Here is a 9,739-nt window from a genome sequence, read left to right on the forward strand (position 1 = left end):
CCGAGTACATGGACTCGGTGACGCGCATGGTGCAGGCGTCCAAGCGCTACCAGAGCGAGCGCGCGTGCAACGAGGGCCGTGCCGAAGCCTTGTCGCAAACGCTGCGCCTCGAATGCCGCAAGCTGGAACGCGTTGACGTGATGCGCCGCACCAGCAGCACCGAGAGGATCGAGCGGGTGCGTCTGGTGCTCGAAGGCGGCGAGATCCGCATCGCCGAGATCAGTGATCTTCCGCCGCAGCCTGCGGACGCGCCGGCTTCGGTACCTAAGAGCTGACGCCTGCCTGCGATCGGCTGGCCGCATGCGCCAGCACCGCCAGCGCCGCGAGGCACCAAACGATCAGCGCGCCGCTGGGCAGGTCGAAGGCCGACGACAGCACCAGCCCCAGCGCATAGGCGCCTACCCCGATGCCGTACGCCAGCGGCAAGCGCCGCCGCTCGGGGTGCTTGCGCACGCCCAGCGCCGGCACGATGAGGCTGGCGAACACCAGGTACACGCCCACGAGCTGCACCGACACCGTCACCGCCAGCGCAAACAGCAGATAGAAGCCCAGGCGCGAGAGCCGCTCGCGCAGGCCGAACCAGAGCCCGAGGATGACGAGCGTGGCCAGCGCGGGGAAGGCCAGCTGCGCATAGCTCACCCACAGGATCTGCCCCGCCAGCAGGTCGCGCAGATGCTCGCCGCCATGCGGGTTCTTGGCCAGCAGCAGAATGCCCGCCGTGGCCGCCAGCACGAAGAGCACACCGATCTGCGCCTCTTGCACGTCGGGCCACTTTTTCTCCGTCCAGGTGAGCAGCAGGGCGCCGGCGATTGCGGCGATGGCGGCGGCCACCTGCACCTGCCAGCCGCCGGGGGCGATGTCAAGCAGGCCGGCCACGATCACGCCCAGCGCGGCGATCTGCGCAATCGCCAGGTCGATGAAGACGATGCCCTTGCGCAGCACCTGCGCGCCCAGCGGCACGTGGGTGGCGAGCACCAGCAGGCCGGCCGCAAACGCCGGCAGCAGGATGGCGAGGTCGAGGTTCACTTGGCGGCCTCGAGCAATAGGGCCAGTGTGCTGTCGAAGAGGCCGAACAGGTCGCTGGCCTTGTCGTTGCCGCCCACGGTGAAGGGCAGGGCGACGGCCGGGATGTGCGCGTGCTCGGCCAGCCACTGCGAAGCGCGCGGGTCCTGGTAAGCCGCACGCACGACCATCTTGGCGGGCTGGCGCGCGAGCTGCGCGTTCAATGCGCTGAGGTGGCCGGCGCTCGGCTCCACGCCTGGCTTGGGTTCGAGCGTCGCGACTTCGCGCACGCCCAGCCAGGCCCACAGGTAACCCATGTTCTTGTGGTGGGCCACCACGCTGATGCCCTTCAGCGGCGCGGCCTTCTGGTCCCACTTCTGCAGGGCCTCGGTCCAGCGCGCGGCGAAGGCGGTGTAGCGGCTCTGGTACTGCGCGGCGTTGGCCGGGTCGACCTGAGCCAGCCGTGCGGCGAGCGCCTTGGCCACGAGCGCGATGTTGCGTGGGTCTTGCTGGATGTGCGGGTTGCCGGCAGCGTGCACGTCGCCATCGGCGCGGTCCAGCCGCGTGGGCACTTCGATGGGCGTGATGAAGGCACCGGCCTCGAAGTAGCCCGGCGAGCCGGGGTTCAGCTTGCCGTTGCCCGACTGCCGGATGAGCACCGGCAGCCAGCCCACTTCCAGCTCCATGCCGGTGCACACCAGCAGGTCGGCGTTGCGCACGCGGGCGATGAGGCTGGGTCGGGCTTCGATGCGGTGAGGGTCCTGCAGCGCGGTGGTGGCCGACGAGACACTGACCGCGTCGCCGCCCAGCTCCTTGGCGAGCGAGGCCCATTCAGGCTCGCAGGCCACCACGTTGAGCGCGGCCTGGGCCTGCAGCGAGAGGCCGGCCAGGGCAGCCAGCAGGAAGTGCTTGAGTGTGCGTTGCATGGGAACGTCTCCTCAGAACGAATGCGCACCATGGGCACCGAGGCTCATGATGTACTGGACGAAGACCTGGCGGTCGGAGCCGACCGCGGGGTTGCTGCGGTCGTTGGCGAGCTGCAGGCGCACGCGGCTGAACTCGGAAGGCGAGTAGTCGAGCATCAGCGTGCTGCGCGTGGGCGTGGCGCTTTGCAGGAGCGGGAAGTCGGCGGCGCTGAGTGTGCCGCTGCTGACCGCTGCGATGTCCACCGAGCCTGAGCTGAGCCGGTCGTAGCGCGCGCCTACGCGCCACATCGGCATGAACTGGTAGACGGCTTGCAGGTACCAGCCGCTCTGCACGCTGCGGTAGTCGCTGTCGACCGTGCCGGTGGATTGCGAGAGCGTGTCGAAACCCAGTGTGCCGCTCTCGGTGCGGCGGAAGTACTCGCCCTGGATCTTCAGGTTCTGCCGCGTGGCATTGCCGCCCGGCGACCATTTGTAGATGGCGTCGAGCGCCCAGGTGTCGCTGCGGCCGCTGAAGGTGTTGGTGACTTCGGTGCCGGTGGCGTCGAGGTCGGTGTAGCTGCGGCCGTTCGGCCGGTGGCGCAGCCACGAGACGCCGGCACGCCAGCTCGAGCTCTCGCCGATGTCGTCGCCCAGGTGGGCCATCAGGGCGGTCATGCCGGCGCCGTTGCGGTTGCTGTCGTTGCCCGGGAAGGTGCTGCCCGCGCCCAGCTCGGCGGCGAGCTCGACGAAGGTCTCGGTCGGTGCCAGCCAGCGCAGCTGCAGGCCGTCCGTCTTCAAGGGGCCACCGAAGAAAGCCTGGTAGACGAGCGGTGCGTCGGTGAAGTCCCAGGCGTGCGCGTGCTGGCTGTTGAGGTAGCCAATGGACGAGAGAAAGCGCCCGCCCTTGAGCGTGGCGCCGCTGAAGAGGCTCTGGTACTCGAACAGCGCCTCTTCGACCTCGACTTCGTTGTCGCCGGTCATGGCTGCGGTGAAGCGGCCCGAGAAGCTCGGGTCCACCGCGGCGCTCAGCGTGAGTTCGGATTCACCGAGGCTGAAGCCGCGCTTGCCGGGGCCGACCTCGCCGCCGCTGGGAATGAATCCTTGCAAGGTGTAGGTCTCGGGGTCGCGCGAGAGGTCCGCGTAAGTGCCGTTGAGGATCAGCGAGATGGCGGGGTTGAAGGCGGAAAGCGAGGAGCTGCTGTCGGCCGCATGCGCGACGGACGAAAGCGCGGCCAGGCACAGGCCTGCGGCCGCAAAGCGGGGAGTGGACATGGGTGTTCCTGCAAGAGATGACGACACGCGCCGCCGCGCAGCTGCGCGGCGGCATGAAGCCCCGTGACGGGGCAGTGCGGGATCAGCTCAATGCAGGTGGGGCACGCGCCTGGAAATGCGCGGTGGGTTGCAGCGCAACGGCCTGAACGGCCGGTGCCACGGGGGCGGGCAGTGCGTCCGCGGGGGAATGCCATTCGTGCTGCGAGGGCAGGGCGCTGCCCAACTGGGCCAGCACTGCGCAGGTGTCGCACACCTTGTCGGGCGCCTGCTGGCGCTCGTGCGACGACTGCTCGCTGGACTGCGGCGCGATGTGCGACAGCGCGTGCACGAACTGCACCTGCGGGGCGAGCAAGATGGCCCACGCCAGCAGCAGTACACGCCACGAACGCAACATCGACTTCAAGGCAGAACGACTTTCAGCGCCGGCCCATGCCGGCAGGGGGTGGAAACTACCACATCCCCGAGACTGGAAGAAAATCACGGCCATGACTGTTCGAGAAATCCTCAAGATGGGCGACCCGCGCCTTCTGCGCGTTGCCAAGCCGGTGAAGCACTTCAACACGCCCGAGCTGAACGTGTTGATTGACGACATGTTCGACACCATGCACGCCGCCAACGGCGCGGGCCTGGCCGCACCGCAGATCGGCGTGGACCTGGCGCTGGTGATCTTCGGCTTCAAGAAGAACGAGCGTTACCCCGAGGCTCCGCCGGTGCCCGAGACGGTGCTCATCAACCCGCAGATCACGCCCTTGTCCGACGAGGAAGAAGAAGGCTGGGAAGGTTGCCTCTCGGTGCCTGGCCTGCGCGGCGTGGTCCCGCGCTTCGCCCGCATCCGCTACACCGGCTTCGACCCGCAGGGGCATCCCATCGATCGCGAGGCCGATGGCTTTCATGCGCGCGTGGTGCAGCACGAATGCGACCACCTGATCGGCAAGCTTTACCCGATGCGCGTGCGCGATTTCACGCGTTTTGGCTACACGAGCGTGCTGTTTCCCGAGCTGGACCCGGCGGACGACGACTGACCGCTGGCGGGATTGCGAAGAAACGTTTCTACCGTCAGCCCGGGGCGCTTTCGGCGCGTTGTGGGTGGAACCCCTGCGGTTCACCGCCATCGAAAGCGAGACTCGCTCATGAAGAAACATCCGCCATCTGCTGCACTGCAGCGCGAATCACCCCCGGCCGACCTTGCCCGCTGGCTGGGCTTGTTCTTCGGCCTGCTGCTGCTGGGCCTGCTGGCCCTTCCGGTCCGTGCGGCCGAGGCCGAAGACCCGCCTGACCGGGTGGGCCGGCTGTCCGAACTCCATGGCCAGGTGTGGCTCTTCTCCACCGACAGCAACGAGTGGATCGCTGCCGTGCGCAACCGCCCCGTGACCACCGGCGACCGCCTCTCCACCGAGGCCGATGGGCGCGCGGAGATCCGCATCGGTTCCAGCGTGTTGCGCCTGGCACCCAACACCGAGATCGACGTGCAGCGCCTCGACGACGACCGCATCGACATCGCCCTGCGCGCCGGCAGCATGACGGCCCGGCTGCGCACGCGCGAGGCAGCCCGCGAGTTCGGCCTCGTCACCGACGAAGGCCACTTCCGCACCGACAGCGTCGGCAACTACCGCTTCGACCGCCTCGGTGAAACCAGCCACGCCACCGCGCTGAGCGGGCAGGCGACTTACGAGAGCGACGGCACCGCGCTTGCCATCATGCAAGGCCAGCACGTGGAGTTCTGGCGTGAGCGCGGCGGGCCGCAGTACGCCATCAGCAACCCCGTGCGCGACGAGTTCAGCACCTGGGTGGCCGCGCGTGACGGCACCGAAGACACGCTCGCTGCCCAACGCTACGTCTCGCCCGAGATGACGGGGGTGGAGGACCTCGACCGCTATGGTGCCTGGCAGCAGACCGCTGAATACGGCACCCTCTGGACGCCGCGCGTGGTGGTGGCCGGCTGGGCGCCTTACCGCATGGGCCACTGGGCCTGGGTGCGCCCCTGGGGCTGGACCTGGGTCGACGACGCGCCCTGGGGCTTTGCCCCCTTCCACTACGGCCGCTGGGTCTACTACCGCAACAACTGGTGCTGGGCCCCGGGCCGTTACGTGGCGCGCCCCGTCTATGCACCGGCGCTGGTGGCCTGGATGGGCGGCCCCGGCGTGAGCGTGTCGGTTCGCGTGGGCAGCGCGCCCACGGTGGGCTGGTTCCCGCTCGGCCCGCGCGAGGTCTACGTGCCGGGCTACCGCGTGAGCCCGCGCTACGTGCAGCAGGTCAACGTGACGCACGTGACGAACATCACCAACGTCACCACCATCATCAACAACCCGGGCCAGTACATGGCCAACGCGCACTACGCCAACCGCGGCGTGGCGCGTGCCGTGACGGTGGTGCCCGCCACGGTGATCGAGCGCCGCCAACCGGTGGCGCCGTCCATCGCCCGCGTGAATGACCACATGCTGCGCGACCTGGCGCGCGATCGTCCTCGTGCCGATGCGCCGGTGACGGCACCGCCGCGCTGGAGCGGCGGCAGCAACCGACCGGTGGTGGCGGACCCCCGTGTCTCGCGCCCAGGCTTTGCGACCAACCGGCCGGGCCCGAATCCCGGCGCCAATCCGAGCATCAACCCTGGCATGCCCTCGCGCGGCAACGACAACGACGGACCCGATCGCGGCCGGCCGCCGGTGGTGGGCGGTGCGCCAGCGCCGCGCCCGCAGCAGGAACCACCGCGCATTGGCTACGGCGGCCGCGACAACCCCATGACGCCGCCGTCACACCAACCCGGCCCCCCCGGCGCGAACACGCTGCCGCAGGTCAACCAACCAGGCTGGGCTGCGCCGCGTGACCGCGATGGCCGCGGCGGTCAGGACGATCGGAACGACCGCGACGAGCGCACGCGCCGTCAACCGCCACGCGAGACCATTCCCGATCGCACGCCGGCCCCGCCGCCGCCCGTCTACCGCACCGACGAGCGCAGACAGCATCACGAGATGCCCGGGCCGCCGCCGCGCCCGGTGCAGGCCCCCCAGATGCAAGCGCCCCAACCGCAGGTTCAAGCTCCGCAGGTGCAGCAACCGCAGATCCAGCCGCCGATGGTGCGCCAACCCCCGCCCATCCCGAGCGCGCGGCAGAACCGTGAGCAAGCGCCGCCTCAACAGCAGCCGCAACAACAGCAGCAACAGGAAGGCCGGCAGCAACGCGGTGGTGGCGGCGACGACCGTCCGTCTCAGCAGCGCTCCTTCGCGCGCTGAGCTGAGGGTCATGGCTCCTCAGCGCAGCAGTGGCTTCAGGCCTTCCCACACATTGGTCAGCATGACCGGGTGGGCCTGCTCGCGTGGGTGGATGCGGTCGGGCTGAAACATCGCCTCGGCGTTCGGTGCATCTGCCACGCCCTTCAGCAGAAAGGGCACGAGGCCCGTGCCTTCGGTCTTGGCGACGCTGGCAAACAGTGCCGAGAAGTCTTCGCCGTACTGCCGCCCGTAGTTGGGCGGCACCTGCATGCCCACCACCAGCACCTTGGCGCCGGCGGCTTTGGCGGCGCGCGCCATGGCCTGCAGGTTGTCGCGCGTCATGCTGAGGGGCAGACCGCGCAGCGCGTCGTTGCCGCCGAGTTCCAGAACAACGATCGTGGGCTGGTGCTGCTTGAGCAGCGCGGGCAGGCGCGAGCGGCCGCCAGAGGTGGTGTCGCCGCTGATGCTGGCATTGATGACGGTGGCGGGGCGCTTCTCCTGTGCGAGGCGCTGCTCCAGCAAGGCCACCCAACCCTTGCCGCGCGCCAGGCCGTATTCGGCCGAGAGGCTGTCACCCACCACCAGAATCACAGGCTGGGCCGAGGCCATCGCCGGCAGGCCCGCGGTGGCGAAGGCAAGCGCGGTACAGTGGTTCAGCAGGCTTCTTCGCGTCAACCGGCGCTTCAAATCCATCGAGACTGGCCTTTCATGTCGGACCCCATCATTGCTGTCGAGCGCGTCACCAAGCAAGTGCAGGACACCAGCGGCCCGCTGACGATACTCCACGAGATCGACTTCACGCTGGCGCCTCGGCAGTCGGCCGCCATCGTGGGGGCAAGCGGTTCGGGCAAGAGCACCTTGCTGTCGATCATCGCGGGTTTGGACACGCCAAGCAGCGGAACGGTTCGCCTCGCCGGCAACGATTTGTTCGCGCTCGACGAAGACGCACGAGCCGCGGTGCGCGCTGCCCAGCTCGGCTTCGTGTTCCAGAGCTTCCAGTTGCTTGGCAACCTCACGGCGCTCGAGAACGTGATGCTCCCACTGGAGCTGCAAGGCCGCAGCGATGCGCGCGCCCAGGCCGTCGAGATGCTGCAGCGGGTTGGCCTGGGTGAGCGCTTGTCGCACTACCCCAAGGTCTTGTCCGGCGGCGAACAGCAGCGCGTGGCGTTGGCCCGCGCCTTCGTCGTCAAGCCCTCGGTGCTCCTGGCCGATGAACCCACCGGCAGCCTCGACTTCGCGACGGGCGAGAAGGTGATGGAGCTGATGTTCGACCTCAACCGGGAAGCCGGCACCACGCTCGTGCTGGTGACGCACGACCGCGGCATCGCCGCACGCTGCGACCGGCAGCTCAAGATCGAGGCCGGAAGACTGGTCAACGCATAAAAGAAAAGGCGCCCCGAAGGACGCCTTCAAACAGGCCGCGAAGCCGGCCTACATCGAGCCACGCCCGCGGATCCGGCTTCGCCGGTCCGCCAGGCGGCGCCCCTTGGGGGCAGGAGCGCCAGCGACTGGGGGGCTCAGTTAGAAAACTTGTAGTCGGTCTTTGCCTTTGCCTTGATGTCGTCGCGGAACTTGGCCAGCTTCTGCTGTTGCAGGCCCTGCTGGATGCGCGGCTTGACTTCGTCCAGGCTCGGGAACTGCGCTTCGCGCGTGTCTTCGAGCAGGATGACGTGGTAGCCGAACTGCGTCTTGACCGGCGTCTGCGTCATTTCGCCCTTCTTCAGCGCCTGCATGGCCTGCGCGAACTCAGGCACGTAGGAGTTGGCGGCGGCCCAGTCGAGGTCGCCACCGTTCTGGCCGGAGCCCGGATCCTTGGACGCCTTCTTGGCCAGGTCTTCGAACTTGGCGCCGCCCTTGATCTGCGCGATCAAGGCCTTGGCTTCGTCTTCCTTCTCGACCAGGATGTGCCGCGCGTGGTATTCCATCCCGCTGGCCTGCGCCTTGAACTTGTCGTACTCGGCCTGGACTTCGGCGTCGGTGACCGTGTTCTTCTTGTTGAAGTCATTGAAGAGTTCGCGGATCAGGATGCTTTGGCGCGCGAGTTCCATCTGGGCCTTGTAGTCGGGCGAGCTGGCCAGGCCGCGCTTCTCGGCTTCCTGCATGAACATCTCGCGCAGCACCACCTCGTCGCGCACCTGGGCTTCGAGTTCGGGTGTGCGGGGCTGGTTGCCTTGCTTCGTGGCCTGCGTCAGCAGCGCATCGACCCGCGCCTTGGGCACAGGCTTGCCATTCACGATGGCGATGTTTTGTGCCTGGGCGGCCAGCGGCATGGCCAACGCGACAGCGGCAGCCAGCAGCGACGTGCGGGCGGCGAGAGACAGCTTCTTCATGGGCTTGAGGCCTTTCAACAACGAAATGGAAAGCAGAGGAGGAGGGGCTGGGCAGCGGCGTGGTGGCCTGTGGGCCGGTGGGCCTGGGGCTGCGGAATCAGCTTTCGCCCGGAGCTCGGGCGTCGATGGCGAGCGCGTGGATACCGCGCGGAATCAAGAGGTGGAGGGCATCATATACGAGGCGATGGCGCTTCACGCGCGACAGATCCGCGAAGCGTTCGCTGACGATGCGCACGCTGAAATGGCGCCCTTCGCGGGCACCGGCATGGCCGGCGTGCTGGTCGCTGTCGTCGGTGATGGCGAGTGCTGCAGGCTGCAGTGCCTCGCGCAGCGCGGCCTCGATGTCCTGGGCGGTGACGGGCATGGCCTCAGCTCGGCTTGTCGGGCGATGCGGGCTCGGCGCGCTCGTCCTTCATGTGCTTGCTCAGGTAGAGCACCTGGGCGACGGTGAAGACGATCATCAGCCCGTACACGCCGAAGACCTTGAAGGTGGCCCAGGTCGAGGTGGAGTAGCTGTAGGCCACGTAGACGTTCAGCAGGCCCATCATCCCGAAGAAAGCGACCCACGCGAAGTTGAGGCGCTGCCAGACGGCATCGGGCAGCTTGAGCTCGCCGCCGATCATCGACTTGAGCAGGTTCTTGCCGAAGAGCGCCTGGCTGGCCCACAGCGCCAAGCCCATGGACCAGAAGGCGACGCTGGGCTTCCACTTGATGAAGGTGGCGTTGTGAAACCACACGGTCGCGCCACCCAGCACCACCACCAGGGCCAGCGTGATCCACAGCATCAGGTCGATCTTGCGGCGCATCAGCTTGAGGGTGACGACCTGGATCAGCGTGGCGGCGATCACGATCAGCGTGGCCAGCAATACTGGAGCCTCCTCGGTTCCCACCACGCCGCCCGACACCAGGAAGCCGAGGTGATTGCTGGCAAAGGACGCGGCCCACTCCTTGTTGGCGTCGGCGAACTTGAAGGTGCCGAAGAAGAGCAGCAGCGGCAGGAAGTCGAGGAGGAATTTCATCA

At 68.0% G+C, this 9,739-nt stretch carries 12 protein-coding genes; 4 read left to right on the top strand and 8 right to left on the bottom strand.

Translation table 11 applies throughout. From position 1 onward, the window contains the following. Window positions 1-275 (top strand): hypothetical protein (locus tag VFL64_RS13000; RefSeq protein WP_489540802.1); only part of this gene is annotated, 275 nt, incomplete at its 5' end. On the opposite strand, the gene VFL64_RS13005 is transcribed toward VFL64_RS13000, so the two are convergent. The 4 genes from VFL64_RS13005 to VFL64_RS13020 all read right to left on the bottom strand — a co-directional run bounded on the left by VFL64_RS13005 (window position 265) and on the right by VFL64_RS13020 (window position 3,582). Next, on the bottom strand, window positions 265-1,026 hold the full coding sequence (locus tag VFL64_RS13005) for a metal ABC transporter permease (protein WP_489540803.1): 762 nt from the start codon (window positions 1,024-1,026) through the stop codon (window positions 265-267). The two genes, VFL64_RS13000 and VFL64_RS13005, sit on opposite strands and share 11 nt — an antisense overlap. After that, a complete protein-coding gene (locus VFL64_RS13010; RefSeq protein ID WP_489540804.1) occupies window positions 1,023-1,928 on the bottom strand; it encodes a metal ABC transporter substrate-binding protein in 906 nt (301 codons plus the stop codon). The genes VFL64_RS13005 and VFL64_RS13010 overlap by 4 nt, the downstream gene beginning before the upstream one ends. A 12-nt stretch (window positions 1,929-1,940) precedes the next feature. Next, entirely contained in the window at window positions 1,941-3,179 is a 1,239-nt protein-coding gene (locus tag VFL64_RS13015; RefSeq protein ID WP_489540805.1) for a hypothetical protein, read from the bottom strand. A gap of 82 nt (window positions 3,180-3,261) precedes the next feature. Then, window positions 3,262-3,582, bottom strand: a complete 321-nt coding sequence (locus VFL64_RS13020) for a hypothetical protein (RefSeq protein WP_489540806.1) — start codon at window positions 3,580-3,582, stop codon at window positions 3,262-3,264. Window positions 3,583-3,664: 82 nt separating this feature from the next. Here VFL64_RS13020 and def point away from each other — a divergent pair, with 82 nt between their 5' ends. Both def and VFL64_RS13030 read left to right on the top strand, forming a co-directional pair. Further along, the gene (gene def / locus VFL64_RS13025; RefSeq protein ID WP_489540807.1) at window positions 3,665-4,201 is read left to right on the top strand and encodes a peptide deformylase; all 537 of its coding nucleotides are present in this window, start codon (window positions 3,665-3,667) and stop codon (window positions 4,199-4,201) included. Between the two features lie 108 nt (window positions 4,202-4,309). After that, entirely contained in the window at window positions 4,310-6,409 is a 2,100-nt protein-coding gene (locus tag VFL64_RS13030) for a DUF6600 domain-containing protein (protein WP_489540808.1), read from the top strand. An 18-nt stretch (window positions 6,410-6,427) separates the two neighbouring features. Here VFL64_RS13030 and VFL64_RS13035 read toward each other — a convergent pair whose 3' ends face one another. Then, window positions 6,428-7,081: an arylesterase gene (locus VFL64_RS13035; protein ID WP_489540809.1), complete on the bottom strand. Its 654-nt coding sequence runs from the start codon at window positions 7,079-7,081 to the stop codon at window positions 6,428-6,430. A gap of 15 nt (window positions 7,082-7,096) precedes the next feature. Between VFL64_RS13035 and VFL64_RS13040 the strand changes: the two genes are divergently transcribed. Then, the gene (locus VFL64_RS13040; RefSeq protein WP_489540810.1) at window positions 7,097-7,771 is read left to right on the top strand and encodes an ABC transporter ATP-binding protein; all 675 of its coding nucleotides are present in this window, start codon (window positions 7,097-7,099) and stop codon (window positions 7,769-7,771) included. Window positions 7,772-7,905: 134 nt separating this feature from the next. Here VFL64_RS13040 and VFL64_RS13045 read toward each other — a convergent pair whose 3' ends face one another. The 3 genes from VFL64_RS13045 to VFL64_RS13055 form a co-directional block, all read right to left on the bottom strand. Then, complete coding sequence (locus VFL64_RS13045; protein WP_028359519.1) at window positions 7,906-8,718, bottom strand: peptidylprolyl isomerase; 813 nt, start codon at window positions 8,716-8,718, stop codon at window positions 7,906-7,908. A 97-nt stretch (window positions 8,719-8,815) separates the two neighbouring features. Next, window positions 8,816-9,082, bottom strand: a complete 267-nt coding sequence (locus VFL64_RS13050; protein ID WP_489540811.1) for a BolA family protein — start codon at window positions 9,080-9,082, stop codon at window positions 8,816-8,818. 4 nt (window positions 9,083-9,086) lie between these two features. Next, window positions 9,087-9,739, bottom strand: a 653-nt coding sequence (locus VFL64_RS13055; RefSeq protein ID WP_489540812.1) for a septation protein A, incomplete at its 5' end; no start/stop codon positions are given.

Origin of the sequence: Rhizobacter sp. (genome assembly GCF_035702065.1) — a bacterium.
Lineage (GTDB): Bacteria > Pseudomonadota > Gammaproteobacteria > Burkholderiales > Burkholderiaceae_C > Rhizobacter.

What these genes read in the sequence shown, in the direction of transcription:
- VFL64_RS13010 (WP_489540804.1), bottom strand. Translation starts at nt 1,928, where the DNA reads ATGCAACGCACACTCAAGCACTTCCTGCTGGCTGCCCTGGCCGGCCTC.
- VFL64_RS13015 (WP_489540805.1), bottom strand. Translation starts at nt 3,179, where the DNA reads ATGTCCACTCCCCGCTTTGCGGCCGCAGGCCTGTGCCTGGCCGCGCTT.
- def (WP_489540807.1), top strand. Translation starts at nt 3,665, where the DNA reads ATGACTGTTCGAGAAATCCTCAAGATGGGCGACCCGCGCCTTCTGCGC.
- VFL64_RS13030 (WP_489540808.1), top strand. Translation starts at nt 4,310, where the DNA reads ATGAAGAAACATCCGCCATCTGCTGCACTGCAGCGCGAATCACCCCCG.
- VFL64_RS13035 (WP_489540809.1), bottom strand. Translation starts at nt 7,081, where the DNA reads ATGGATTTGAAGCGCCGGTTGACGCGAAGAAGCCTGCTGAACCACTGT.
- VFL64_RS13040 (WP_489540810.1), top strand. Translation starts at nt 7,097, where the DNA reads ATGTCGGACCCCATCATTGCTGTCGAGCGCGTCACCAAGCAAGTGCAG.
- VFL64_RS13045 (WP_028359519.1), bottom strand. Translation starts at nt 8,718, where the DNA reads ATGAAGAAGCTGTCTCTCGCCGCCCGCACGTCGCTGCTGGCTGCCGCT.
- VFL64_RS13050 (WP_489540811.1), bottom strand. Translation starts at nt 9,082, where the DNA reads ATGCCCGTCACCGCCCAGGACATCGAGGCCGCGCTGCGCGAGGCACTG.